The organism is Methylococcales bacterium, assembly GCA_030949405.1.
In the GTDB taxonomy this organism is placed as follows: Bacteria; Pseudomonadota; Gammaproteobacteria; order Methylococcales; family Methylomonadaceae; genus WTBX01.
Window position 1 is genome coordinate 2,026,414 of the sequence record JAUZSN010000002.1, and the last position, 25,943, is coordinate 2,052,356.

General features: G+C 37.0%; 25 protein-coding genes. 14 read left to right on the forward strand and 11 right to left on the reverse strand.

What is annotated here, in order from left to right; translation table 11 throughout:
• Window positions 1-70 precede the first annotated feature (70 nt).
• The 9 genes from Q9M50_10465 (at window position 71) to Q9M50_10505 (ending at window position 10,931) form a co-directional block, all read left to right on the forward strand.
• The gene (locus Q9M50_10465; protein MDQ7091048.1) at window positions 71-694 is read left to right on the forward strand and encodes a hypothetical protein; all 624 of its coding nucleotides are present in this window, start codon (window positions 71-73) and stop codon (window positions 692-694) included.
• 434 nt (window positions 695-1,128) lie between these two features.
• A complete protein-coding gene (locus Q9M50_10470; protein MDQ7091049.1) occupies window positions 1,129-2,103 on the forward strand; it encodes a pseudouridine synthase in 975 nt (324 codons plus the stop codon).
• Between the two features lie 167 nt (window positions 2,104-2,270).
• Window positions 2,271-3,362, forward strand: a complete 1,092-nt coding sequence (locus Q9M50_10475) for an AI-2E family transporter (protein MDQ7091050.1) — start codon at window positions 2,271-2,273, stop codon at window positions 3,360-3,362.
• Between the two features lie 330 nt (window positions 3,363-3,692).
• Window positions 3,693-5,453, forward strand: coding sequence for a DUF3616 domain-containing protein (locus Q9M50_10480; protein MDQ7091051.1), 1,761 nt, complete (start codon window positions 3,693-3,695; stop codon window positions 5,451-5,453).
• The gene (locus tag Q9M50_10485; GenBank protein ID MDQ7091052.1) at window positions 5,450-6,166 is read left to right on the forward strand and encodes a V4R domain-containing protein; all 717 of its coding nucleotides are present in this window, start codon (window positions 5,450-5,452) and stop codon (window positions 6,164-6,166) included. Before Q9M50_10480 ends, Q9M50_10485 begins: the two co-directional genes overlap by 4 nt.
• Before the next feature lie 297 nt (window positions 6,167-6,463).
• Window positions 6,464-6,805, forward strand: coding sequence for a hypothetical protein (locus Q9M50_10490; GenBank protein MDQ7091053.1), 342 nt, complete (start codon window positions 6,464-6,466; stop codon window positions 6,803-6,805).
• 34 nt (window positions 6,806-6,839) lie between these two features.
• Window positions 6,840-7,859 (forward strand): Gfo/Idh/MocA family oxidoreductase, encoded by a 1,020-nt coding sequence (locus Q9M50_10495; protein MDQ7091054.1) that lies wholly within the window; start codon window positions 6,840-6,842, stop codon window positions 7,857-7,859.
• A 221-nt stretch (window positions 7,860-8,080) separates the two neighbouring features.
• The gene (locus Q9M50_10500; GenBank protein ID MDQ7091055.1) at window positions 8,081-8,992 is read left to right on the forward strand and encodes a DMT family transporter; all 912 of its coding nucleotides are present in this window, start codon (window positions 8,081-8,083) and stop codon (window positions 8,990-8,992) included.
• A 226-nt stretch (window positions 8,993-9,218) separates the two neighbouring features.
• Window positions 9,219-10,931, forward strand: a complete 1,713-nt coding sequence (locus tag Q9M50_10505; GenBank protein MDQ7091056.1) for a proline--tRNA ligase — start codon at window positions 9,219-9,221, stop codon at window positions 10,929-10,931.
• A gap of 579 nt (window positions 10,932-11,510) precedes the next feature.
• Here Q9M50_10505 and Q9M50_10510 read toward each other — a convergent pair.
• On the reverse strand, window positions 11,511-11,930 hold the full coding sequence (locus Q9M50_10510) for an adenylyltransferase/cytidyltransferase family protein (protein MDQ7091057.1): 420 nt from the start codon (window positions 11,928-11,930) through the stop codon (window positions 11,511-11,513).
• A gap of 65 nt (window positions 11,931-11,995) precedes the next feature.
• Window positions 11,996-12,649: a CDP-alcohol phosphatidyltransferase family protein gene (locus Q9M50_10515; GenBank protein ID MDQ7091058.1), complete on the reverse strand. Its 654-nt coding sequence runs from the start codon at window positions 12,647-12,649 to the stop codon at window positions 11,996-11,998.
• A 214-nt stretch (window positions 12,650-12,863) separates the two neighbouring features.
• Here Q9M50_10515 and Q9M50_10520 point away from each other — a divergent pair, with 214 nt between their 5' ends.
• A complete protein-coding gene (locus Q9M50_10520) occupies window positions 12,864-13,145 on the forward strand; it encodes a hypothetical protein (protein MDQ7091059.1) in 282 nt (93 codons plus the stop codon).
• A 532-nt stretch (window positions 13,146-13,677) separates the two neighbouring features.
• On the opposite strand, the gene Q9M50_10525 is transcribed toward Q9M50_10520, so the two are convergent.
• The 3 genes from Q9M50_10525 to Q9M50_10535 form a co-directional block, all read right to left on the reverse strand.
• Window positions 13,678-16,089 (reverse strand): PEP/pyruvate-binding domain-containing protein, encoded by a 2,412-nt coding sequence (locus Q9M50_10525; GenBank protein MDQ7091060.1) that lies wholly within the window; start codon window positions 16,087-16,089, stop codon window positions 13,678-13,680.
• Window positions 16,090-16,092: 3 nt separating this feature from the next.
• Entirely contained in the window at window positions 16,093-17,670 is a 1,578-nt protein-coding gene (locus Q9M50_10530) for a hypothetical protein (GenBank protein MDQ7091061.1), read from the reverse strand.
• Window positions 17,671-17,952: 282 nt separating this feature from the next.
• Window positions 17,953-19,809 carry a methanol/ethanol family PQQ-dependent dehydrogenase gene (locus Q9M50_10535; GenBank protein ID MDQ7091062.1) on the reverse strand — a complete coding sequence of 619 codons (1,857 nt, stop codon included), beginning with the start codon at window positions 19,807-19,809 and terminating at the stop codon, window positions 17,953-17,955.
• A gap of 256 nt (window positions 19,810-20,065) precedes the next feature.
• Between Q9M50_10535 and Q9M50_10540 the strand changes: the two genes are divergently transcribed.
• Window positions 20,066-21,370: a cation:proton antiporter gene (locus Q9M50_10540; GenBank protein MDQ7091063.1), complete on the forward strand. Its 1,305-nt coding sequence runs from the start codon at window positions 20,066-20,068 to the stop codon at window positions 21,368-21,370.
• 7 nt (window positions 21,371-21,377) lie between these two features.
• On the opposite strand, the gene Q9M50_10545 is transcribed toward Q9M50_10540, so the two are convergent.
• Both Q9M50_10545 and Q9M50_10550 read right to left on the reverse strand, forming a co-directional pair.
• Window positions 21,378-21,722: a transposase family protein gene (locus tag Q9M50_10545; GenBank protein MDQ7091064.1), complete on the reverse strand. Its 345-nt coding sequence runs from the start codon at window positions 21,720-21,722 to the stop codon at window positions 21,378-21,380.
• Between the two features lie 78 nt (window positions 21,723-21,800).
• Entirely contained in the window at window positions 21,801-22,295 is a 495-nt protein-coding gene (locus Q9M50_10550; GenBank protein MDQ7091065.1) for a transposase family protein, read from the reverse strand.
• Between the two features lie 438 nt (window positions 22,296-22,733).
• Between Q9M50_10550 and Q9M50_10555 the strand changes: the two genes are divergently transcribed.
• From Q9M50_10555 to Q9M50_10565, 3 genes are all read left to right on the forward strand, one after another.
• The gene (locus Q9M50_10555) at window positions 22,734-23,183 is read left to right on the forward strand and encodes a hypothetical protein (protein MDQ7091066.1); all 450 of its coding nucleotides are present in this window, start codon (window positions 22,734-22,736) and stop codon (window positions 23,181-23,183) included.
• Window positions 23,184-23,349: 166 nt separating this feature from the next.
• Window positions 23,350-23,844, forward strand: a complete 495-nt coding sequence (locus Q9M50_10560) for a transposase family protein (protein MDQ7091067.1) — start codon at window positions 23,350-23,352, stop codon at window positions 23,842-23,844.
• Window positions 23,816-24,256, forward strand: coding sequence for a transposase family protein (locus Q9M50_10565; protein ID MDQ7091068.1), 441 nt, complete (start codon window positions 23,816-23,818; stop codon window positions 24,254-24,256). The genes Q9M50_10560 and Q9M50_10565 overlap by 29 nt, the downstream gene beginning before the upstream one ends.
• Before the next feature lie 77 nt (window positions 24,257-24,333).
• Here the strand turns inward: Q9M50_10565 and Q9M50_10570 are convergent, their stop codons facing one another.
• Genes Q9M50_10570 through Q9M50_10585 form a run of 4 tightly spaced genes read right to left on the reverse strand, consistent with a single transcriptional unit; the run spans window position 24,334 to window position 25,833 of the window.
• Entirely contained in the window at window positions 24,334-24,999 is a 666-nt protein-coding gene (locus tag Q9M50_10570) for a DUF6399 domain-containing protein (GenBank protein MDQ7091069.1), read from the reverse strand.
• Window positions 24,993-25,334, reverse strand: coding sequence for a hypothetical protein (locus Q9M50_10575; GenBank protein MDQ7091070.1), 342 nt, complete (start codon window positions 25,332-25,334; stop codon window positions 24,993-24,995). Before Q9M50_10575 ends, Q9M50_10570 begins: the two co-directional genes overlap by 7 nt.
• A gap of 59 nt (window positions 25,335-25,393) precedes the next feature.
• Window positions 25,394-25,558 carry a hypothetical protein gene (locus tag Q9M50_10580; GenBank protein ID MDQ7091071.1) on the reverse strand — a complete coding sequence of 55 codons (165 nt, stop codon included), beginning with the start codon at window positions 25,556-25,558 and terminating at the stop codon, window positions 25,394-25,396.
• Complete coding sequence (locus Q9M50_10585) at window positions 25,555-25,833, reverse strand: hypothetical protein (protein MDQ7091072.1); 279 nt, start codon at window positions 25,831-25,833, stop codon at window positions 25,555-25,557. The genes Q9M50_10580 and Q9M50_10585 overlap by 4 nt, the downstream gene beginning before the upstream one ends.
• Between the last annotated feature and the right edge of the window lie 110 nt (window positions 25,834-25,943).

Genomic DNA, 25,943 nt, shown 5'->3' on the forward strand with positions numbered 1-25,943 from the left:
ACGCTGACTTGAATTGATAACTATCCTGTTTTTAATGGGGGATATTAGGATGAAATATCAGACATTAATAATGATAGCCCTCTTGATTTCAGCCGAAACAACGGGGGCTGGCTCTATCTATAAATGCATTAATAACAAAGAAAAGGTTATTTTTACGGATAAGCCGTGTGGAAAAATGAAAGGGAAATTAATTCATCAAGCAACCAAAAAAGAGCTGAAAGTCAGTGCGTTAAAACGAAAAAGAGCCGCTCTGAACCGCCTAATTTATTTAGGAGATACGACGTTAGCCCGACGCTATGCAAAAAAACATCAATTGGAAAATGTATATAAAGAAGAAGTGGATGCGTATAATCAATCGTTAAGTCGAAAACTAAAACAACAGCAATTAGCCACTGAAAAGAAGGCAGAAAGGATTAGACACCAACAACTATTAATTCAGCAACAGGCTTTAGAATTACAGAAACAACAATTAGAGCAGCAAAAACAGCAACTAAACATCGATAAAGCGTTGGCAACCCCTAAAAATAAATATTATTATCCTTATCAACCCTATTCACCGATAAAACCCTGTATAGGCCGTTCTTTAAACTGCCAGCCATTGATTAATAAACGATATAAAGCGAAGGCGAATCAGCGACCGAAACAAACTCGAACGTCTAAAAAAACACCCAACGTTGGCTATGTTTTCCCATAAAATAAAAATGAAATTATAACGCCTTCCCACGAATGGAATTAAAACAATGGGCCATAGGTTATCGTTTTTAGTACCGATTCAATAGTCACAATGGGTTGACTGTAGTGAAATTGACGTTATAGGTTACCAACTAAGACGGGACACGATGAAGTGAGGCTTAACCTTAACGTGTCTCGTCTTAAGTGGGTAGCCAAGTTATACAAGGACGCGTGCTTCCTTGCAAATCATCAATACTTTGCTGGAACGAGAATGGATTGATATGATAGGACGTAACGATGTTCATAGTCGTCCTGCACTTTAGACAACAAAAATTATTTTAATAGTTCATCGCTTAGATAATGACCCTTTCCTTGAAAAATGATAAGAAAGGGATAACGCGATGATCGCCTCTGAAACAACCTTAAAGGATAACAGTGAGTAGCCATCCTAAAAAAATGCCCCAAACACATAAAAATAAGTCACCCGAATTAAAAGTAAATTCTTCCGAAGCCATTAAAGCAGGGGAGCGTGTTCAAAAAGTTTTAGCACGGGGAGGATTGGGATCACGACGTGAAGTTGAACGTTGGATAAAAGAGGGGCTGATAGCCATTAATCATGTAAAGGCCACTTTAGGGCAATCATTAACGGAAGGGGACGTTTTACATATCAAAGGGCGCATTGTTCATTGGGAAAAATTTGCACAACAGCCTACTCGTGTATTGGTTTATCATAAGCCAACAGGCGAGGTAGTAACACGTCGTGATCCTGAAGGTCGCCCCGTTATTTTTACGCAACTGCCTAAATTACAAATGGGTCGCTGGATTGCGGTTGGGCGTTTAGACATTAATACCTCGGGGCTGATTTTAGTCACCAATAACGGTGAATTAGCCAATCGTTTAATGCACCCCTCGACCGAAATTGAACGTGAATATGCCGTTAGAATTTTAGGAAATGTGAATGATGAGATGATGAATCGTCTGAAATTAGGCGTTGAATTAGAGGATGGTGAGGCTCATTTTGAAGATATAAAATTCTTTGCGGGCGAAGGGGCTAATAAATGGTATCACGTTGTTGTTAAAGAAGGGCGTAACCGTTTAGTGCGACGTTTATGGGAGTCTCAAGACGTGACCGTGAGTCGTTTAATGCGCGTGCGGTATGGGCCGGCTATTTTACCTGAACGAGTTAGAGCGCATTCGCATTATGAATTAAATGCAAAGGAATTAGCGGTATTAATGGAATTTGTTGCGATGGAACCTGAAAAACAACAAAGACCGCAATGGCAACCTAAAAGTCAGCGCGTCCCTGTTAAAGATAGGTCTGAACCTAGTTCTAAACATTCAAAAAAACAAACGGGTAAACAAATAGGTAAACAAACAGGTAAACAAACTAAATCGACTAAACCGATTCAAAAACGAAAATTTAGTAAATAGCCCTAACGCTTAAGATAGATAAATACCCAACGTTAAAGGTCACTTAGCCCTAAATATTTTTTATCTATCGTCCTTAACGTATGAGGGTCGATATAATAAGCAAATTAAGCCGTTATTTGTAGAGTCATTAACGTTCGCTCATTCATTTGGAAACATCCTTTATACTTATGACAACGCCATCGTATACCTCAAGTTTTCATTTTATTAGTCAACGCGTGCAGCGATTTTTACCAAATTCACAAATAGCCGCTTTAGCGGTTATTTTGCTTTCTGGCTTTTTATTAATTTACTGTTTAGCCGATTTACTGATGCCTGTTTTTGCATCTGTTGTTATTGCTTATTTATTAAATGGCTTAGTGGTAAAAGCCGAGAAGAAAAAAATATCTCGTTTACTGGCGGTTTACACCATTTTTTCATCCTTTTTAACCATTCTAGGTTTTTTTATATTTGTTCTAATGCCTATGGTTTTTTCCCAGACCATTCAATTAGTTCAGCGTATTCCTGATATGCTGAAGAGTATGCAAGCTGAAATTATGCGCTTGCCCCAAATATACCCGCAACTAATGACCGAAGAAAGCGTTAAAAAGATAATGGTCTCAATACAAAATGAATTGCTTCAATATGGACAAGAAATTATTTCAGGATCGGCGGCTTCAGTCGTTAGCCTTGTCTCCGCGATGGTTTATTTATTTCTAGTTCCTTTGATGGTTTTTTTCTTTCTAAAAGATAAAACGATATTAGTGGAATGGTTCTTACAGTTTACTCCCAAAGATCGCTATTTAACGACCAAAGTATGGAAAGAAGTTGACATCCAAATTGCTAACTATGTTCGTGGGAAGTTTGTAGAGGTTTTTCTTTTATGGGCTGCAAGCTATGCTACTTTTTCAGCAATGAATTTGAATTATGCAATGCTACTTGCTGTCTTAATGGGGCTTTCCGTTATTATTCCCTATGTCGGGGCGACACTGGTGACCTTTCCCGTTTTGGGGGTCGCGTATGCTCAGTGGGGAATAACGAATGATGCCTTTATTTATATTATTATTGCCTACTCCATTATTCAGGCCATAGACGGCGTTGTTTTAGTTCCCTTATTATTCTCAGAGGCGGTTAATTTGCATCCTGTATCAATCATTATTGCCATTTTATTTTTTGGGGGGCTTTGGGGTTTTTGGGGCGTATTTTTTGCAATTCCCCTTGCCACAGTCGTTAAATCAGTTCTTAATGCGTGGCCTAAAAACCATCGTAGCAAAATACAATAGTTCGGACAGTTTTTGTAACCCATTGATTTAAAAAAGAATTTACCAACACATCTCGTAAATATAAAACCCTTTAAAATGAATGCCTTATAGAATTAAGAACGCTATCTTTTTTAAAACTGTCCGAAGTATTGAAAATAGAAAGCGTTTATTAGGCGTTATAAACACGTTTTTTTCGCCGATTAACCCTTAAAAAAATGTCGATATTTTTACATGAGATGCAGGATGCGGCTTTAAAGTTAAAATTCGTATCACAAAAAGAGAATTCCTCAACTTTTGTCTCATAAAAAATATGCTAAAATCAAAAAAATTACTTTACTAGGTTTTTAGCTCATGATCGAATCATCACTTATTAAAAAACAAACGCCTGTTATTACACCAGAAGAGGAACTTGACCTAGATTCGTGTGAACCTAAGGTTGATAACGAGATAGAAGAACCTAAAAAAAAGAAAAAGAAAAAGAAAAAGAAAAAGAAAAAGAAAAAGAAAAAAATTAAAAAAGACAGCAAAAAAAACAAAGAAAAAAAAGCGAAAGAAAAAAGCTCTAAATTTAAAGAAAAAGGCAGTGTCCGTGGTGTTGAAACGATGTTTAGGAGTTCTTGCCGAACTCAATTAGCACTCACCGCATTGGCGGATAATAAAGCTAATATTATGATTTCAATCAATGGGCTTATTTTATCTGTTGTTATTGCAAGTGGGGGGATTATTTTTAATTCTAATCCTTACCTATTATTACCCGTGGGTATTTTGCTGATTACCAGTTTGATTGCGATGTTTTTAGCGATTCGAGCCGCCCGACCAACGATTAGCAGTAGCCTTGATGTCTCTAAAAAAGATTTTTTTACAGGCAAAGCCAATATTTTATTTTTTGGGCATTTTATTTCTTTATCTGAAAAAAGTTACCTTAAAGTTGTGAGTAAAATTATGAAAGATAGAAAATTAACCTATCTCCATATTGCCCAACATACTCATGGTTTAGGCATCGGCTTAGTCAGAAAATTTAAACTATTACGTCTTTCCTATAATATTTTTATAAGCGGATTAGCCGCAAGCATCAGTTTATTTTTTGTTGTTTATATTTCCTTAAACATGAACTCAATTATGAAAGAAATTAAGGGGGTTGACGTTGCTGAGGCGGTTGAAGTCATTCAACCAGAAACAGCCTACCCAACTTTCAACGCATTTAGATCATTAAATGCGGTTAAAGAAGCCTCAGGTGTGCAGCAATTAGCGGATGGCCGTTTTTTAACCGTCAATGATGAAAAAGAACATCCCTTTGATCTTTTAACTTTAGATGATCAAGGGGAATTCACAGCGACCCCACTTTATCCCCATAAACAATTTCTAACAGGAAGTGAACATGAGGATTTTAGAAAACTAGCCGATCTTGAAGGGATTGATCGCGATGCTCAGGGCTATTTATACGCGATCACGTCACATTCTTTTACAGGGAGCGGTGAACGAAAGAAAAGTCGGGAAAAATTGGTTCGATTTAAAATTGAAGGGCAAACTATTGTGGCTCCCCTTGTTATTAAAACCTTGAAAGAAGCCATTGCAGACCAACATGAATTTTTAGTCGCGGCCTTAGAAGAAAAAAATAGCAAGTCAAAACAGGGGTTTAATATCGAAGGCTTAAGCTTAAACCCAACACAAGATAAATTACTGTTAGGATTACGCGCGCCCTTAAAGGATAATAAGGCGATTGTGCTAACGCTAGATAATATTAATGAAACCTTTAATTCACAAATGAAGCCACAGGTTTCACCGCAAATTCATCTTTTAAACCTAGACGGGGAAACGGTACGTAGCCTTAACTATATTGCCCGTTTAAACGGCTATCTAGTTATTAGTGGTCCTGTGGGTAAAAGTCAGGGTATTGAATTTAATTTATGGTTATGGAAACCAGAAAAAAATACCACACAACGCGTTACCGTTAAAGGGTTAACAGGGTTTGAAGAGGCTGAAGGTCTCACAGAAATTATTTGGAACGGACAGCCCCGACTTTTGATTATGACGGATGGACATTTAACAGGCTCGAAAAGTGCGCGTTATATTATTTTAAAATATGAGCAACTGCATATTGAAACTTCATGAAAATAACTTTAAATTTTTTAATAGACACGGATGCCGTAGGGATTCTAGCAAGAATTACGTTACTGGTTATGGAAAAAGATTTTACCATTGTTGAACGTTCAAAAGAAAACTCTAAATCCGATAAGCATTATCACCTTATTTTGTCTTTGTCCTATAACAGAGACGAATTAACGGATAAAATAACGAATGATTTAATTCAAGAATTACGGATGATTGAGCAAGTTCATGAAGTTTTAAAAACAGACTTAAAAAATAAGGATCTTTTACTTAGTATTGGTAATAATATTGTTCAAAAATACCCGAATGTTATCGGATATTTGAATGATTATGCAAAAAAACTGGATGAAAATGGTGAAGAAAATAAAGCGGAAATTCTTCATGAAGTTGGTGAAATGGTTGGTAAAAAAATAGCCCTAAATCATTACAAATTAGTTAGAATTGACGGTTCAATTACAAAAGCACTTAAAAAAATAGTTCTTCCCGTTATTTCACCGTTTGCTTTAGCTAAAATTATTGATAATGAATTGCATGTGTCTGTCTGTCCGTTCTGTATGGGGATTGATAGTTCAACCGTTACTACGCCCCAATGTGATTTTCTAACAGGTCTTATTTTAGGATTAATCAAAACAAAGCAAAATGTACATGTTAAAGAAATAAAATGCAGATCTCAAAATCATGCGGCCTGTATTTTTTTAGTGAGTAAGCAGTATTAATCTCAAGCTTAACTTATGGGCTACCAACTTAAGATGGGACACTGTGGAGCGAGGCTTAATCGTTCGTCCTGAGCCTAGTCGAAGGGCAGACGGTTAAGCCGTTCATACTTCGACACGCTCAGCACGAACGGCTTAACCTCAACGTGTCCTGTCTTACGTTGATAGCCACTTATTTAGCTCGCTACATTTTGCAAACACTTAATTTTTAGAATGACGGTTATTTCGTTTTAAAGAAAAAAATTAAGTCTAACGATTTTTCTAACATTATTTATTATTTTAATTCTTAAGGAGGAATCTATGTTCTTAGAAGATATAGATCTTGTTGATTTGATTTTTGAAAGTATAAAAATGACTTTAGTTTTTAGCTTGGTTTTTATTTTATGGCGATCAGGGAAAAAATACCCCGAACTTTCAGGAGGCAGTTGGAACTTAATTTTATTTGGTTTTATTTGTATTGCAACAGGATTGTTGTTGGATTTAAGTGATGAAATCATTAATTATGGGGTCATGGAAATGGTTGACCTTATCGAAACCATCATAGAAGAGGGGATATTAATGCTGGGCTTTGTTCTGGTTACGATTGGTTTTAATAAGTGGTTTGCCTTTGTCGGTCGATTTTTAGGTATTAACCGTACTTAGGTTCTGAAAAATAACGTAATTAAAATAAAATCTTATGACTGAAAAAAAACACATTCGTTGGGGTATTTTAGGGGCGGCACGCATTAATCAACAACTCATGCCTGCGATCGTTGCCGCGAATCAAAGTCAATTAGTTGCGATAGCGAGTCAACGACCTGGGGCTGCGGCGAAAACCTTAGAAAACTACGCGCCTGAACAAAAAGAGGTGCGTATTTACCCACAACGTGACGCGTTATTGAACGATGAAACAATCGATGCGGTTTATATTCCTTTAGATAATAAATCTCATGCGGAATGGACATTACGGGCTATTGACGCAGGCAAGCATGTACTCTGTGAAAAGCCCATCGCCCTTAAAACAGCCGATATAGAGGCCATTGAGCGTGCGGCTAAAAAACAGAATGTTACGGTTATGGAAGGCTTTATGTATCGTTTCCATCCACAACATTTAAAAGTCAAGGAACTGATTGATTCGGGCGTTATCGGTGATGTTCGCTCCGTTCGTGGCTGTTTTTCATTCATGATGCAGCCCGCGCGGTTATATCGTCTGGCTGAAACTATTAATAATGGTGGGGGAGCCATGTGGGATATAGGCTGTTATGCCATTCATACCGCGCGTCAGCCCTTTGCTAATCATAAACCCTTAGCCGTTACCGCCCTTGCGAAATATGCCGAGAGTGGGGCAGATATGAGCAGCAGTGGTCTCATTGATTATGGTGATGGGCGATATGCTCACTTTGATTTTAGTTTTGAACGCGCACGGCGAGCAGAATATGAAATTATTGGGACCAAAGGTGGGATTAAATGTCATAACGTGTGGGCAAAAGCGAATGAAATTCCAACGATTTCATGGTGGACAGAACACGGTGACCTTGAAGAAGAGCAACTTCCCCAAGCGAATCATTTTCAATTAGAAGTTGAGCATTTTGTGGACTGTATTTTGAATAAAAAATCGCCCGCATTATCCTTGGCCGATGCGAAAATAAATTGTCAAATTATTACGGCGGCATTGCAATCGGCAAAAGATGGAAAAAGAATTAATTTAATAACCTAAAGAATATGAATTTAATACCCCCCGAAATTTTTGTTGTCATATTTTATGGCGGTTTGCGGCTACCAACTTAAGATGGGACACTACGGAGCGAGGCTTAATCGTAACTTGCCCTGTCTTAAGTTGGTAGCCCAGCCTGCGTAGAGTGGATTGAGTCAACTCCCCGCAGTGTAAATTTTGGAGGCTATTAAAACTTAATTCTTTACTGTAGCAAGGATTTAATGATGGCTATAACCTTAACTCAAATTAGCAATAATAAAAAACTATTAGGTAGTTTATATAGTTTTACGGTGTCATTTACTTTTTGTCTCCATTTTTTTGTTGCCAAAGATGTTTTGCAAACGATTTCACCGATTGTTTTAGGTGGAATGCGCGGGGTATTCGGAGGATTATTACTTTATGCCATTTATTTTCGCCAAATTAAAGGCCATCTTAATCCTCGTAGTTTAACCCTACTGATCGCCATTGCTTTTTTTGGTTATTTCATTAATCAAATCCTATTTCTCAATGGGTTAAAGCGGTCTACGCCGTTAAACACCTCAATTATTATGAACATGATCCCTATTGTTGCTGCACTGATTGCAATGGCATTTAAGGTTGAATCCTTCTCATGGAAAAAAATTGGGGGCAGTATTATAGGGTTTGCAACCCTATTTTTCTTAACGCTTTATACCTCAAAACATGATTTAGACGTGGCCAAAACAGGCGATTTATTAATTTTTTCCAGTGTTATCACCTTATGTACAGGCACGATGCTCACCCGTATGTTAGTTAAAACAGGCTTTCCCTCGCCCATTATTTCCGCTAGCATGTTATTTTTGGGTGGATTAGGTCTATCGTGTTTAGAAATAGATAAACTTTGGACACTGGTGGATTATTCACTGGCCTCAGATATTAATTTAGCTAAAATTATATTTGAGATTGTAATTTCTACGGCATTTACCTATTTACTGAGCTTTAAGGCTCTAAGCTACTTACCGCCTAGCCAATCAATGGTGTTTATTTATTTACAACCCCTGATGGTTGCAGGTATTGACTATGTGATTTACAGTAAAATTCCGCCGTTAATACTTATTCCCATTTTTATAGGGGTTGGAATTTCAACCTATATCGTCATGGCTCAAGAAAGTCATTAGCGAATAAAATGGCATCTTTCATTTTTCAGATTACAGTTTAAATTGGAGTCCAATAGCTAAAGCTATTTTACGCCACATTATTTTGTAAAAATAAAGTGTAAACTACTTTTGAGCTAAATGAAGGATGGCAATAAAATTTAATTATCCGTATTTTAAATGCGTTATTATGTTTCCTTATAACTTTAGTCAATTTATTGACTTTTACCTTTCGTCTTAAAAAAATATCATGCGTACCTCACAGTTCCCCCTAAGTACCGTAAAAGAAACCCCCGCCGATGCTGAAATCGCGAGCCATAAACTGATGATTCGAGCAGGGTTAGTGCGTAAACTTGCCGCAGGACTTTATACCTGGCTACCGCTAGGATTGCGAGTTTTACGCAAAGTTGAAAAAATAACCCGCGAAGAAATGGAAAAAGCAGGGGCTTTAGAAGTTTTAATGCCCGCGTTACAACCCGCTGAATTATGGCAAGAAACAGGACGTTGGGAACATTACGGCCCTGAGTTGGCTCGATTAAAAGATCGGCATCAACGTGATTTTTGTTTAGGGCCGACCCACGAAGAAATTATTACGGATTTTGCTCGTCATGAATTAAGAAGTTATAAACAACTTCCCGTTAATTATTACCAAATTCAAACGAAATTTCGAGATGAAATTCGCCCACGTTTTGGAATTATGCGTTCGCGTGAATTTATTATGAAAGATGCGTATTCCTTTCATTTAACGCAAGAATCATTACAAGAAACTTATGATATTATGCACCAAACTTACCGTACTATTTTTAATCGACTGGGATTAAAATTTCGTGCTGTGATAGCGGATTCAGGTTCAATTGGAGGGGCGATTTCACATGAATTTCATGTGTTAGCGGATTCAGGAGAAGATGCGATTGCATTCTCAACTGAAAGTGATTATGCGGCCAATATTGAAAAAGCCGAAGCCTTATTACCCGAAGGTCAGCGAGCAGAACCGAGTGCAGAAAAAGAATTAATAGTAACCCCAAACCAGCATACGATTGATGAGGTGAGTCAATTTTTTAATATTTCTCCTCAACAGTGTTTAAAAACATTAATTGTAAAAGCCGATGATAATCAGTTAATTGCTTTATTGTTGCGTGGCGATCATGAGCTTAATACCCTCAAAGCTGAAAAAATTAAAGGGGTTGCTTCGCCATTAGAATTTGCGACCGATGCAGAAATTATAGCGGCGTGTGGCTGTAAACCGGGTTCCCTTGGTATTTTTGATTTAGCCATGCCAATGATTGCAGATCGTAGTGTGACTTTAATGGCAAACTTTGTTTGTGGGGCTAATCAGGAAGGCAAGCATTATAAAAACGTGAATTGGGAACGCGATATAAAATTACCTGAACAGGTTCAGGATTTGCGCCAAGTGGTTGCAGGGGATTTAAGTCCAGATCATCAAGGAAAATTAACGATTGCGCGTGGCATTGAAGTCGGACATATTTTTCAGTTAGGCAGTAAATACAGTGAGGCCATGAATGCAGCGGTTATTAATGAATCGGGTAAAAATCAAACCCTCATGATGGGCTGTTATGGTATTGGGGTTTCACGGATTGTGGCAGCGGCGATTGAGCAAAGTCATGATGAAAAAGGGATATTATGGTCTAATGCGCTGGCTCCCTTTCAAGTGGCCTTATGCCCGATGAATATGCATAAATCAGTTCGTTTAAAAGAAGCCGCTGAAAAATTATATCAGCAACTTTTAGAGGCGGGAATTGATGTTCTCTTTGATGACCGTAAGGTACGAGCTGGGTTTATGTTTTCAGATATGGAGTTAATCGGAATTCCACATCGTTTAGTGCTAGGCGATCGTGGATTAGATGCTGAAATGGTTGAATACCGTGCTAGAACCGCCTCTGAGAATCAAGATATTCCTTTAAGTGATATTGTTGATTTTTTAAAAAATGAATTAAAAATATAAATTTAATCTGTTTTAAATAAACGAATCTTTATCCTCAATAGACTACTAACTTAAGACGGGACAAGTTGAGGTTAAGCCTCGCTCCATAGTGTCCCGTTTTAAGCGAAGCGTCATGCACCAAACGCTGAGAATTCCACTTCATTTTGATTGATAACAACCCTGTTTTTCAAATACCCTATGAATTCCCACTCTGAGAGTAGGAACTAGAAAACTTGTCGCTCTTGTTAGGTTTTATTTTACCTACCCCATTAATATCATACAACTGGCAGCAATATCTCCCTTATCCTCAGTAGGTAGGTACCATCTGCAAGGGTTAATTTGGAGAGATGGTATCTACGAGCTGGAGAAACGCGAAAACCCCTTGCATTAATAAGGGATTGGGGAAAGATTACCTGAAACAACAAGGATTATTTTCATTACGAGATGGCTGGATTAAGTGTCACTACGGTTAGTGAAACGCCCTGTGCGGATCCGCAAACGCAGGGTGTTGTGGGGGGCTGAGGGTGAGATACCCTTGGCTACCCGATTATGCTTATTTTGACATAATTACAATCAATTTCATGCGATTTCTTATTCTCTTCATTTTCTTTGAAATTGAGCGATGACATTTTGTTTTATTTTAGTAGACGAATTTCGTGGGTTATATTTAATTTGAACTACCTTTTTTCCCTGTGTGTCAAAATATTTTTCCACATCATGATTATGAGGTTTTCTACCCCAGTCCTCTCCAATAACAAAAATATCTGCTTTAACTTTCTCACAAATAGACAAGTAATCTAGTTCATGGTAGGGAAGTACAATATCCACACAACCAAGTGCTTGAAGCATTTCAATGCGTTGTTCAAGCGGAATAATAGGAATATTAGGTTTATACAGCTTAACTACTTCATCAGAAGCAACACCAACAGCGACCGTATCACCCAATGTGGCGCAATACTCCAACAAAGCAAGATGACCAACATGCAATAAATCAAAAGTGCCTACCGTATATACAACCATTATGCTATTTAACTCCTAAATTGAAGGGATTTCCATTATTATGTTTCTTAAATTTCTGTTATTTCCTATAAAAGTTTCCAGCCATAGATGCTCGTTATTCCAAGCGTATAAAAAGCAAGAAGATAAACATTGATTGGGTTACCAGAAAGTTTTGGTGTTTTAATTTGCGATACATTCAAAGCGGCAAGTCCTAAACCACTCATATAAAGAATGATAGAAAAGACTCCCTGACTAAAAGCACCTTCAAATAAGAATATGAAAACAAGTATTATATTGTTGTTATCAAGAGCTAGTCCTGTGTATTTTGACCCACCAGCAAGACCAAACACACTAAAATAACTCAATCTTATTGCACTAGCCGCAAGCATTAAAAAAGCACCTAATAAAAATATAGGTTTAAATTCTCCATAGCTTAGTAAAAGAATGGCTGGAGTAACACCATAGCTTACAATATCTATTAATACATCCAGTTGTCCGCCAAAAGCACGGTCGTTACCCGTCCGTCCTTTCATTCTTCGGGCTATGAGACCATCAGCCCAGTCAAAGGAAACAGCCCAAATCATGCCAATCATTGCAGCGTAGTAAACGCCTAAGATACTGAAGTAAATGGCTAATATCGTGCAGGCTAATCCTGAAAGTGAACACAGGTTAGGAATATCTTTCACGTAAGAAAGAATGGTAGGCTGTAATTCTTGAGATTCTACTTTATCTATAGTCATAGTAACCAAAACTGATAATTATAACATATCTAGGTTACACATAGGTAATAGTGAATATTTTCCTTAAATATCAATGACTTGAATACATGGAAATAGTGTGTATAATAGCACTCAATATAGAAAATAAATAACAGTTAAATATCCTTACAATAAAATGTCCGAAAAAAAATAATTAAAAAGTTAACAGATTCATTTTCATCAGTGGTATCAGAAAGTGATAAAAGAATTGAAATACCTCACCTTCAATTTGTTGTTCTCATTGTCTTTAATTTTTTTAGGTGATGCTAAACAATGCTCTCTTGCAGGCATACGTCGTTCTATAATGGACTCGACGGCTATCTCTATAAGCAGAGGTGCTTTTTGGGAAAGGTTAGCTGGAAATCGTTTAAATAAAATAATGCGATTGTTAGTTGAAGAGTTAATGTCTAATACCGTTGGAACAGCTTTATATGATAGTAATATTCTTGGCTACCAACTTAAAGCGGGACACTTTTAACTTCAAGGTTGAATGAAAGTTAATAACCATGCAGTAGTTGAATTTACTGCTGTCCCGCCTTAAGTTGGTAGCCTCAAGTTCAGTAACAAAATCCTTTAATTGTGCTTCAAACTCTTCTTTCACGGACATAAATTTTATATTCACTTATTTTATGGGCAATAGGTAGAATTATACAGTGATTATTTTAGAGTAAAGTGATTATTCTTGAGGAGCATAACGAGGCTGTAGGAAAACCCTTCCCATAGCAATTTTTCAGTTTTTTTTAAAAAAATAGTTTAGCAAGTAGCCCGTATGAAGCTTGCGTAATACGGGATTTTCGGCACGGTGTTTTCATCGTGTCCATCAATATTATAGCTTTATATGAAACGTTAACGTGGGTTTTTCCGTATTACGCAAGCTTCATACGGGCTACACATCAAATTTTTAAGTGGTATTTCTCGTATTTCATACGGTCTACTTGCTATTCAGCTTAGGTTTGATTACAAATAAATATTAGAACGCCTAACCTTATCTTAAATGACACACCAAAATTTTAATCAACCCACGGACGTGCTTGTTTAATCGCAAGCTTTCCGCGACTACCATCACCCGTTTCAGTGATCTTAAACTCAATATCTATCGCAAAATTATCATCCCCTTGATAAAGAGCTTTAAAATGTGCGTGAATAATGCGTAAATTATCCCGTAACAGATTCATTTCAACCTCAGTTAATACATTTTCCGTCGGCACAGGCGCATCATAAATAGTTTCAACATTAGAGTGCCTAATAAATTGAGTTTCCCACGCATAATCATTAATCGAGGCCGCTAAACGCGTCATCACAAACTCATCAGGAATGGGCGTAATTAAACCCTTATCAGTCTCAATAGGCTCTGGATTCGTAATGGATAGCTCACCATATTGAGCATTCACATAAAAACCTTCCCAACTAGGATTATAAATATTCTTGGTAATCGCAACCCCATTAACGTGTTCATCACCATAATTAGGATGAATTAAGACCCCCATGTAAGTTTTAAAATGCTCAATTCGATGCAAACGGCGTTCATCAAAAGCACGTTCTGTCCATAAACTTGCCCAAACCTGTTTAACACTGTTAATTAATTTCCCTTCTTTAGGTTTGTGTGTCACAGAATCATACAAACCTGCGCCATTGAAACCTTCTAAATCTTCATTATTAGTGCTGGAACGAACGCGCAATTTTTGGGTAAAAGGTTCCCCCGCAGGTTGCCAAAATAAACGCACGCTTTCTATACGATCAATTAACGTTTGGGGAGCTTCTGCCTGTTCAATAGTCGCGCGTAATTCGGTTAATAATTGAATTTTATTATCAGGCTTATTTTCAAGATCAAGTTGCTGAATAAACTGATACAAAGACAGACTGGTCGAATCATTGCAAAGCTGGGTTAAATCATCGACACAACGCGGTAAACGCATAAATTCATCATACATCGCAAAGGGTAACGCATAGCCTTTAGGAGCAACCCCATCCACTAATATTTTATCTAATTCGGCTACATTAGCGGCTTTAACCCCAACACGTACCCAGTCACGATGGTGTAAATTGGCTAAGGCTTGAGGTTCCGTTACGGTTAAATCACTTTTAGGGATCGTGACGGTATCAGGAATTTTATCAGCCAACCATTGTAAGGATTTTTCTTCGCTGGCTAATGTCAATTCAACCCCCGCATCACTGACGGTATAATGCACCCATTGATTAATTAAGGGACTAATTTCGGGATCGGTGCGTACATTTTTCATGTAAGCATTGGGGGTATTATTTTGACGGGCTTTCAAATTAATATGTGACAGGGGCGTTTGAGGGGCCTCGGTAATAATGCCGCCGACATGACCTAAATCATTGGGGATAAAGCTATAAATAGCAATGTCAGTTTCATTAGGATTACGATCCCCTGCGTTGACAATTTTTAAACGTCCATAAGCTTCTCCTTTATTCAAAATAGCGGAATCCAGTTGAGCAAATAATTCTTCGGTCGCGATACTACGAATATTTTTTTTATCAAATGCCTCGGCCATTCCACTGTAATTTAACTCATGGGTATTTCCGACAGGATGATAGGCTAAGGGCGTGGTTAAAAAAGGCATCGCTGCCGTAATGGTTTGATAGGCTTTTTCAATTAAGGGGGCCGATACGGGGTCTGTTGGCCAAAACTCTAACGCATATAAGCCCGTTTCGGTGTAATGATCGTAAGCAACAACGGAGCCTGCTAAATGATGACGGTCGTCTTTAAAATACGTTTCGGCGATAAATTGTGTATTGCCTGTGTTATAACCAAAGGGTTGGTAATGATTAAGAACATTGCGTAAAAAATCATAATGTAAGGGGTTTATTTCTGAATTGATGAAAAATAAAACAGGATGATCGGTGTCAATATCGGTGATGATAAATTTAAGTTCTCGAACCCCTAAAACCCCTGAGACATTCGAGGTTGTGGCTAAATTTTCAAAAGCAGTTCGATCCGTTAAAAATAAGGCGGCTTTATTATTCGCTAATGGCCAATTAAAAATACTTTTTCCTGTGATGTCCTTAGCGGTTTTAAGTAAAAACTGCATCGGTTTAACAGCGGGAATTTGTTGCATTTCAACATTATAAATAAGCTGATCGCCTTCACTTGATGAAATACACAGTGAGGGAAGAGTTACCTGTTGCGTAATCGGTTGATAGGTTACTTCCCCCGTATTGACTACGTCATTGACTCGTTGTAAATGACCCAGTTGAAAATGAAAGGGATTGTCAACGGCTAATAAATTGAGTTGGGATTGAAATAAAACGTTATCCTGCTCAATATAAACACGAGGCAAATCAAGTTTCCCCGTTTGTATCGAATACGTTGCTTTATCCGCAGGACAGTTCAAAGCAAAACTTGAGGTAGAAACACTAGCAAGTAATAAAGTAAGGCTTAGGGTCTGAAGACGTTTCATAATTTAAGGGGTGATTGCGTTAAAAGAAGAAACCCGAAATTGTAGAGGGGATGAATTTTCAATATGTTGCAAGGTTAATGCATAAAATACGGTTTCTTGGTTGCTATTTTGTATGGCTAATCGTGGAATGGTTAATTGTCCTGTTTGTTTCGAGTAATGAATGTCACTCATTTTTTTATCAGGTTGTATTTCTACGTGAGCTAAGGTGAGTAATAAATCATCGGCCTTTTGAGTTAATTTAAAATGGGCTTTAAAAACCCCTGAGTCTGCGATATAAGCATCATCAAGTTGCAACTCATTGGTTTGTGGATAAAAATTAGCCGATGAGCTGTGAGTTAACGGGTCTTGAAAAACACGGACACTGTTTATGGAAGCCACTAAAAAATAATTTTCAGCAACCGCAAGACTTAAACCAAATTGTTCATGACCTGGTAAGTGTTGAGGATGTTGCCAAGGCGTTGTTTCCCAAGCTGGCGTCTTATTTTTGGAAAAAATTTCCACTTCACCGCTATTAAATCCTGATAGATCGGATTTACTGGCCCCGACTAAAATGGCGTTTTTTAACATGGCGATACTTTGACCAAAAAAACCACCTACTTTAGGTTTAGTGGCAAGTAATAACTGTTCTTCTAGCCATTGATCGGTTTGTTTTGTATAAATATAAACGGCCCCAGAACGTAAGTCATCAAAAATATCTTTTTGTTTAACACTGCTAAGAATTGTGTTTTCTTCAATGAGAATTTGTTCACCAAAGTGATCCCCTGATTCGCCATTATTCGCACTAAGGCGTGAATGATAACGCCAGTGATTATCATTATTTTCATAAATAAAAATCGCTCCATTTTCTATTCCTAGGTCTAAAACCGCTTCTTTACTAAAGGTAAAACGGGGTTGTCTTGGTCGGTTTTTAGCGGTTGAATTACTCGCATTGGTATAAGGTGCGCCGATAATAAGGGTATTCCCTTCTTTAGCAATCGCGTCACCAAACCTTAATGCTTGAGGATCTTCTGGAATAATACTCGCGTCAAATTGCCATTGCCCACGTTCATTACGGCTAAAAATATAAACCTTGCCCTGCTGATGTAACGGTGCGCCGATATAAAGTTTATCCTCAGAAATCATAATGGCACGACCAAATTGATGACCGTCTTGAGTATCGGGGGCTGTTAATTTAGCCTGTTGTTGCCATTGATGACGATTGGTTGAATCTCGCTCAAAAACATAAACCGCTCCTCGTTGATTATCATCGCGGTCCGCACTTACCAGTAAAATATTGCCCTTTAACGCAATGTTTCGACCAAAATTATCATCCATCACGGGGCTGGTTAATTCCGTAGTCAGTTGCCAGTTTTCCAAAGCATCATAAAGATAAACCGTTCCTGTACGATTACTTTCAGGGTAGGTGGCTGCGACAGCGGCTGTGGATCCAAAAACGCTAAGTGCGGAGCCTAATGTTTTATCGGCTAATGTGGCAGGTTTGACTAATTGAATTTCTTGTCGATGCGTGAGGGGGAGGTTGATTGCCTGTGTTGTATTGGATAAACAGAAGAGAAAACAAAAAATAAATCGGGCTAAAGTCATTAGAACGTTACCTTGGGTAAGCTTAAAAATAGAGGCTACCAACTTAAGATGGGACGCTATAGAGATAGAGCGAGGCTTAACCGTTCATACTTCGGCAAGCTCAGTACGAACGGCTTAATCTCAACGTGTCCCGTCTTAAGTTGGTAGCCAAAATAGAGGGAATTACGTTATTTTCAATGGATAGACCTATTTAATAGGGTTTTGTTTCGATTATTGGATATAAAAAAACCCCAGCCAATAAAATTGACTGGGGTTTTATTCATCTTATGAAAAGATTACAACTTATTTACTCGGTAATGCGAATACGGTAAAAACACCGCCTAGTTTAGTGTAAGAACTTAAACTTCTGTAAGCACCTACGGCACCTAAACCTTCTGTATTAGACGCATCGGTACCATCATCAATACCTGCTGCAATACCAATACCTGCCCAGCCACCAATACCTGACAACACGCCAACATATTGTTTGCCTTCATAAGACCATGTATTTACGTTACCAATAATGCCAGAAGGGGTTTTGAATTTATACAATTCTTTACCTGTTTTAGCATCAACGGCTTTTAGATAACCTTCTAATGTGCCGTAAAAAACAACGCCCCCTGCCGTTGCAAGCGAACCAGACCAAACAGAGAATGTTTCTTTGTTAGACCATTTGATTTCACCTGTTTTAGCATCATAAGCGGTAAACTGACCTAAGTTAGTTGTACCGTCTTTTTTACCTGTCATCACGTCAGCGCCTGCTGGCATCATGGTTAAGGTTGCACCGACATAAGGCTGACCTGCGGTATAAGACACTTCAAACGGTTCATAATCCATACACAAGTGGTTACCTGAGATATAGAATAGACCTGTTTGCGGTGAGTAAGAAACAGGTTGTTGGTTTTTAGACCCTAATGCAGCAGGACAAACACCCACTGTATTTTCATCTTCCCCATTTTGCTCTGTACTGTATTCAGAAACAACTTGTGGACGACCTGATTTCATATCAACGTGCGTTGCCCAGTTAACTGATTTATCAAATTTTTCAGCAACTAATAATTCACCCGTTTCACGATCTAACGTATAGCCAAAGCCATTACGGTCGAAATGCACCAGTGTTTTATGCATTTTACCTTTAACTTTTTGGTCAACTAATACGGTTTCGTTAATGCCATCAAAATCCCACTCATCATGCGGTGTCATTTGATAAACCCATTTAACTTCACCTGTATCGGCATCACGCGCCCATAAAGACATCGACCATTTGTTGTCGCCAGGACGTTGGGTAGGATTCCATGTTGATGGGTTACCTGATCCATAATAAATCAAGTTTAATTTAGGATCGTAAGAATACCAACCCCATGTTGTTCCGCCACCAATTTTCCATTGATCGCCTTCCCAAGTACCAGTACTTGAGTTTTCGCCAACAGGTTGAACTTTACCGTCTTTCCAAGCAGTCGTTTTCTTAGGATCAATTAACGTATCGCCATCAGGGCCCATACTGTAACCCTTCCAGTCCAACTGACCTGTTTTGATGTTGTAAGCGGCTAAGAAGCCACGAACACCAAATTCACCGCCTGAAATACCAGTGATAACTTTATCTTTAACAACAATAGGGGCCTGTGTATTCGTCATCCCTAATTTAGGGTCACCGTTTTGAACACTCCAAATACGTTTACCTGTTTTAGCATCTAAAGCGGTTAAGACAGTATCTGATTGTTGTAAAAAGATTTTTCCATCGCCATAAGCAAGACCACGGTTAACCGTATCACAACACATAACAGGAATAGTTACATCCGCATCTTGAGTTGGGGTAAATTCCCAAATAACAGCTTGCGTTTTTTGGTCGAGTGCGTAAACCGTATTAGGAAAAGGGGTATGGATATAAATAATATCATCGATGACTAAAGGCCCGCCTTCATGTCCTCGTAAAACCCCTGTTGAAAATGACCAAGCAGGTTGTAAACTTTTAACGTTACTTGTGTTAATTTCATTCAGTTTACTATAACGCGTTCCTGCATAATCGCCACCCCAGGTTGCCCAGTTTGCAGGGTTTGAGGTTAATTTTTCAACACCACTATTTGCAGATGAAATAGCAGGTACTGCGAGGGCAGCTGCGACTGTTGAAGCAATCAGTAAGCTTTTTAAAGGCTTCTTCATTATATTTTTCTCCTAGTATTCTGTTAATTAGGCAGACTACAATTTATTTTTTTTAAGACTAATATTAGTTTTAAATCTTTTGTTTTGAAACAATTTTTCTTATTGGATAATGCTAAAATTTTTGTTTCAAGTGGGGTAAATTGAATGATTTTTGCTTAAAAGTCAACTTTTAAACCGCTTTGTGATTAAAGGCTTTGTTAATTTAAGCAGAAATATTAAGCTATTGTGATGTTATTTCTATAAAAAAATGATTTTTATGCCTATTTCAGAAATTTTGTTAGTTACCTTCGCCTTACTATTAGTAGCGATGATTGCGGCCAACTTATGTCGACATATTGCTATTCCCTATACGGTTGTTTTGGTTATTTTGGGTATAAGTATAAATTTAGCGGAACATTTTTTACCGTTTGCAAATAATTTACAACAATTTCATTTAACCCCGGACATCGTTTTATTTGTTTTTTTACCCGCCCTTATTTTTGAATCGGCTCTAAGTCTTGATGCCCGTGCGTTACTAAAAAATTTAATTGCCGTGGCTGTTTTAGCCATTCCTGGAATGCTTATTTCTGCTCTTTTAGTGGGATTAGGGCTTGCCTGGTCGATGCACCTTAATTTAATCGTCGCTTTAATTTTTGGCGCGTTAATTTCAGCTACAGATCCTGTTGCCGTCGTCGCTATTTTTAAAGAGTTAGGGGTTCCTAAGCGTTTATTAATTTTAGTGGAAGGGGAGTCATTACTCAATGATGCCACCGCGATTGTCTTATTCAATATTATGTTGGGCTTTGTGGCGACCAATGAAATGTTAACCAGTGATATTTTACCCGCGATTAGTCAGTTTTTGACGGTCTTTTTTGGGGGAATTGTTGTTGGCATCGTGATTGGTTTAATGATGAGCGAATTAATGGTTCGCTTGTATCATGGCAGTCATGGTATTCCTGTCATTTTATCAATGGCTATGGCTTATTTTAGTTTTATTCTTGCGGAGCATTATTTTCATGTTTCGGGCGTGATGTCCGTGTTAACCGCCGCCATCTGTCTAAATGCAACCGGTTTAATTCGATTGTCTCATGATACCATGCGTATGGTGCGTGAAAGCTGGGAAATTATTATTTTAACGTGTAACTCGTTATTATTTATTTTGATTGGGCTTTCTGTTAATGTTTTTACGTTATTAAGTCATTGGAATTTAATTTTATTAGCGGCCGCGGCAGTCGCTATTGCTAGAGCCTTTAGCATTTATTTACTCACCCCTTTAACCACGTATATTTTTAAATTACCTAAAATTAGCTTACATGAACGCCATATTATGTGGTGGGGAGGACTGAAAGGGGGCTTAGCTATTGCGGTTGTTCTGTCTATTCCTGATAGTTTGCCCGAAAAAAAAATGCTCATAGAATTAACGCTAGGGGTTGTGTTAGTCAGTTTATTGCTCAATGCAACCACGATTAAAATGCTAATTCATTGGCTTAAACTGGATCAGTTATCCTCTGAGGAAAATGCTGAATTAGAACATAATACCCAACAAATTAAAGTGGCCGTAGATAATAGACTTGTTCTTTAAGAAGAAGTTAATATATCATGTTAAAATTCCATAGGATAGCCGCTAAAAAAGAAAATAAATCTTTTACACCTTCTTTTTTATTTCTAAACTTGTCAACTAGGCATCTATATCTTTTCATTCCACCGATTACATGCTCAACAATGACTCTTTCACGACTCATATCTTTGTTTTCTTTTTTTTGATTTTCTGTTAATGTTGGGTTTGGATTATGCTTAGATTTATTTGGTTTTTTATGAGGAATATTTACCGAATTAGTTTTATATTCATTATTAAACCCCAAATAACCTAAATCAATAAATATATTAAAATTACTAAACCAATTTAATTCTGGATTAAATTCTTTTTTAAACATTCCATAATCATGATTTTTACCTGAAAACTAACCCCAATATATAAAATTAAATGACCTAAAGAAGCTATAGTGGTATTTTTAATTGTATGCTGTTTTGTAAAATTCATTTTGTTCTTCATAGTCACTAGGGCGTTGTACAGCACGCTCTGTAGTATCTATTATCAATGTTTGAACTCCGCCAAAAGCCTGCTGCATTTCTTCAGGGGTTGAAAAACTTGTTGCAGGTAAAACATTAAATATATCTAACGTCTTTATTAAAATTGGAAATAATTTGTATACATGAGTATGGGCGCATGATTTATTCATATTAAAAGAAAACCCTAAGTGATCGAAAGTAGAATAACACTTCATATAATTTAATATAAATAATAATTTGTCTGCGGGTGTTTTTAATGTGCTATCTAAACCACTACCGTATTTTCTTTCTTTATTTTCATGTTTTTCTTTTTGATCTTCAATAAGGGTCTTTTCAAATAGAGATAATAGTAAAATAAAATGTTCTGTTTTTAATCCTGTTAAAGCTCTTAACTGTCTATCATCATAAATTCTTGGTAAAATTTCTTTTATTTTCATGTTATACTTTGATTTTTATTTTTTATAGAAATTTATTATAAAGCTTATTTATTATTTTTAATAATTTAATTTAAAGTTTATTTATTAGGCTGTATCAACTGATTGTGAGTGTTATCAAGTATATATAAGCAATTGATTTTAATATATTTTATTTAGAAGAACAAGTCTAATGTACTGGATGATTTTTCTAAGCAAAAAATATTAAACGAACACTTACACGCAGCGGTTGATTTAGCGATTGCCGAAAGTTTAAATGTAAAACCCGTTAAATTTTCACAAACTCAACGGTTAGAACAACTTCATGCACACGCTTTACAGGCTGAAAAAGAGCAACTGGATTTCTTACATGAAATCACTTTAATTAATTATTATACGTTTATCAGTTTTACGGAAGTTTTAAAAAATGACCGAGAACGTGATGCTAATACGGCGTTTAATATGAAGTTTGTCCCCCTGAAAAAGAATTTGTTTGTTCGAGGTGAATTATGGGTTATTCATTTTTTAAGTCATTATGATTGGTCATTAACATGGCTGATGAAATATCAAAACTTACGGTTTTCTAATCATATTCAATATGATATCGCAGGCATTTTAATGGCGCGTAATGCCTTAAAAGTGATCGCATTAACGGACTTAACGTTAAATAAAAAAAATTTAAATCGGGTTAAAAATCTTTATGAAGGTCGACTATCACGACGACAAAAACGTTTAAAGGATTTTAGCGATCTTTATCCTGAATTTTATCAAAACTATCAATATTTATTATTTCAACAAGTCGGGTTAATTTGTGCTTTAAAGCAACTTCAAATAGATTTTGAAGCGGCTAAAATGAGCAGCAAGGTTTACAACAAATTACACGATCGATTGCATCATGCTCTAAAACAATAGACTTGTTCTTCTAAATAAAATATATTAAAATCAATTGCTTATATATACTTGATAACACTCACAATCAGTTGATACAGCCTAATAAATAAACTTTAAATTAAATTATTAAAAATAATAAATAAGCTTTATAATAAATTTCTATAAAAAATAAAAATCAAAGTATAACATGAAAATAAAAGAAATTTTACCAAGAATTTATGATGATAGACAGTTAAGAGCTTTAACAGGATTAAAAACAGAACATTTTATTTTACTATTATCTCTATTTGAAAAGACCCTTATTGAAGATCAAAAAGAAAAACATGAAAATAAAGAAAGAAAATACGGTAGTGGTTTAGATAGCACATTAAAAACACCCGCAGACAAATTATTATTTATATTAAATTATATGAAGTGTTATTCTACTTTCGATCACTTAGGGTTTTCTTTTAATATGAATAAATCATGCGCCCATACTCATGTATACAAATTATTTCCAATTTTAATAAAGACGTTAGATATATTTAATGTTTTACCTGCAACAAGTTTTTCAACCCCTGAAGAAATGCAGCAGGCTTTTGGCGGAGTTCAAACATTGATAATAGATGCTACAGAGCGTGCTGTACAACGCCCTAGTGACTATGAAGAACAAAATGAATTTTACAAAACAGCATACAATTAAAAATACCACTATAGCTTCTTTAGGTCATTTAATTTTATATATTGGGGTTAGTTTTCCAGGTAAAAATCATGATTATGGAATGTTTAAAAAAGAATTTAATCCAGAATTAAATTGGTTTAGTAATTTTAATATATTTATTGATTTAGGTTATTTGGGGTTTAATAATGAATATAAAACTAATTCGGTAAATATTCCTCATAAAAAACCAAATAAATCTAAGCATAATCCAAACCCAACATTAACAGAAAATCAAAAAAAAGAAAACAAAGATATGAGTCGTGAAAGAGTCATTGTTGAGCATGTAATCGGTGGAATGAAAAGATATAGATGCCTAGTTGACAAGTTTAGAAATAAAAAAGAAGGTGTAAAAGATTTATTTTCTTTTTTTAGCGGCTATCCTATGGAATTTTAACATGATATATTAACTTCTTCTTAAAGAACAAGTCTAATTACCTAAAGTAAAAACCGTTCTTTCGCAAGGCTACCAATTTAAGACGGGACATCCAGCAATTTCAAAGGGTTAGAAAACACACGCTTTCGACTATTTCTAGGAAGCGGTAACTCGCCCATTTCATTCAGTAGCCATGAAAACAAGTCTGGAAACTCGGTATCAAATAAACGCATGGCGGCGGTTGTGCCATCCTCACGTTTGATTCCGTAGTTATGAATGACCGTCAACGCGTTTAATCGCTTTTTATTCAAACCTCGCCCATTGCGATACATTTGCGATAAACAGCCATTTCGCCCTTCCACCGCAGATGAACTGCGTTGAAACTGCCTTGCCATATGCTCCGCCAATGTTAGCCATCGCTGCATTTCACTGATTGATAACTTTGCACTAAATGGGTCTGATTTGAGCTTATCAGACGCGGTTTCCCAAGCTTTTCGATAGTTTTCCTTTGACCTGCGGCTTTTAGTTTGTTCCATTTTCTGATGCCAATAAACAACGGGTAATAATGTTGTGGTCAACCAATATTCGGTATCCGCATCAAGCCCCAAATTTTGCAAGGTTTCGCGTACCCAAAGCCACCAAAAACTGATGGATACCGCTAACGGTTTTATTTGATTACGAAACTTTTTCATCACGCCTTTATGATCGTTAATCCCTTGTTTTTCCGCTATTTTTTCAAAGGCTCGCGCTCTTAACTCTAGCAACTTCTCAACCTGTTCCGCATCGTTTCTACGACTATCATTGAGTGAAAAAGGATGAACTTCATCCGCAATCCCTTGTAAGTTTTCGTGATAATCTGTTTGTATTTTTTGGCTTCTTCAAGCTCTTTTTCAGCCGTTATCCGTGTTGTTTTAAGTCCAATAATTTTCTGCATCGTTGCCGTTTTAGAAACAGTAGACTCTGCGGTTTGCGCTGCTTGCCGCTGTTTTTCAGCCCTTGCTGCACGCCTGCCGATTTTCGCGCCTAACCAGCGACTCATATCTTGTTGAGCATGAAAAATATCTGCCCCCGATTCGCACTTAAACCCCGTCACTGCCATTTTTATCAACGCCTTAGCGCGATCACTAATCGCATGATTAACCTCAATGCCTAATGATTCTAATCGTGGCGAAACCTTTTATACCAAGTATCGTAGCACCTATCATCGCTAATATCTTCCAACAAAAGATAGCCAGAACGTAAGTCCATTAAAACTAAAATCATAAAGTTGCCGAAAAAAGTCTCATCCAGCCCAGCAACAACTTTACGTGTTTGTTTTTTCACACTTTTTCGCATTCTTGCTGAAACTGCGGCAATAAGACTTCCATTTTATTGATTTGAGTCCGCAGTGCGTCGGGTGATACGCCCACATGGGTGTCAATCCGTATCATTTTAAAAAACAGCGATAAAGTCTCTGCACCTACGCCTGCCTTTAATCCAAAGACATACAAGGCGGAAAACACCATTAATCTTTGCCAAGAACTACCTGCCTCGGTTTCCCATAATGATGATTCAGGATGTCGATTTCGCTTTGTTTGCGCTTGACGATGACGATGCACACTGCTTTTTGAGCGACCAACAATTGAAGCTAAGTTACGAACAGTTTGCTTGCCTGTTGTTGTAATTTCAGCGATAATTGCGTGACTAGCTGCGCGTATTTTCTGTGTTG

Bases quoted from the DNA above. Each gene is read 5' to 3' on its own strand.
- Q9M50_10465 (MDQ7091048.1), top strand. From the start codon at position 71: ATGATAGCCCTCTTGATTTCAGCCGAAACAACGGGGGCTGGCTCTATC.
- Q9M50_10470 (MDQ7091049.1), top strand. From the start codon at position 1,129: ATGCCCCAAACACATAAAAATAAGTCACCCGAATTAAAAGTAAATTCT.
- Q9M50_10475 (MDQ7091050.1), top strand. From the start codon at position 2,271: ATGACAACGCCATCGTATACCTCAAGTTTTCATTTTATTAGTCAACGC.
- Q9M50_10480 (MDQ7091051.1), top strand. From the start codon at position 3,693: ATGATCGAATCATCACTTATTAAAAAACAAACGCCTGTTATTACACCA.
- Q9M50_10485 (MDQ7091052.1), top strand. From the start codon at position 5,450: ATGAAAATAACTTTAAATTTTTTAATAGACACGGATGCCGTAGGGATT.
- Q9M50_10490 (MDQ7091053.1), top strand. From the start codon at position 6,464: ATGTTCTTAGAAGATATAGATCTTGTTGATTTGATTTTTGAAAGTATA.
- Q9M50_10495 (MDQ7091054.1), top strand. From the start codon at position 6,840: ATGACTGAAAAAAAACACATTCGTTGGGGTATTTTAGGGGCGGCACGC.
- Q9M50_10500 (MDQ7091055.1), top strand. From the start codon at position 8,081: ATGGCTATAACCTTAACTCAAATTAGCAATAATAAAAAACTATTAGGT.
- Q9M50_10505 (MDQ7091056.1), top strand. From the start codon at position 9,219: ATGCGTACCTCACAGTTCCCCCTAAGTACCGTAAAAGAAACCCCCGCC.
- Q9M50_10510 (MDQ7091057.1), bottom strand. From the start codon at position 11,930: ATGGTTGTATATACGGTAGGCACTTTTGATTTATTGCATGTTGGTCAT.
- Q9M50_10515 (MDQ7091058.1), bottom strand. From the start codon at position 12,649: ATGACTATAGATAAAGTAGAATCTCAAGAATTACAGCCTACCATTCTT.
- Q9M50_10525 (MDQ7091060.1), bottom strand. From the start codon at position 16,089: ATGAAACGTCTTCAGACCCTAAGCCTTACTTTATTACTTGCTAGTGTT.
- Q9M50_10530 (MDQ7091061.1), bottom strand. From the start codon at position 17,670: ATGACTTTAGCCCGATTTATTTTTTGTTTTCTCTTCTGTTTATCCAAT.
- Q9M50_10535 (MDQ7091062.1), bottom strand. From the start codon at position 19,809: ATGAAGAAGCCTTTAAAAAGCTTACTGATTGCTTCAACAGTCGCAGCT.
- Q9M50_10540 (MDQ7091063.1), top strand. From the start codon at position 20,066: ATGCCTATTTCAGAAATTTTGTTAGTTACCTTCGCCTTACTATTAGTA.
- Q9M50_10545 (MDQ7091064.1), bottom strand. From the start codon at position 21,722: ATGTTTAAAAAAGAATTTAATCCAGAATTAAATTGGTTTAGTAATTTT.
- Q9M50_10550 (MDQ7091065.1), bottom strand. From the start codon at position 22,295: ATGAAAATAAAAGAAATTTTACCAAGAATTTATGATGATAGACAGTTA.
- Q9M50_10555 (MDQ7091066.1), top strand. From the start codon at position 22,734: ATGAAGTTTGTCCCCCTGAAAAAGAATTTGTTTGTTCGAGGTGAATTA.
- Q9M50_10560 (MDQ7091067.1), top strand. From the start codon at position 23,350: ATGAAAATAAAAGAAATTTTACCAAGAATTTATGATGATAGACAGTTA.
- Q9M50_10565 (MDQ7091068.1), top strand. From the start codon at position 23,816: ATGAATTTTACAAAACAGCATACAATTAAAAATACCACTATAGCTTCT.
- Q9M50_10575 (MDQ7091070.1), bottom strand. From the start codon at position 25,334: ATGGCAGTGACGGGGTTTAAGTGCGAATCGGGGGCAGATATTTTTCAT.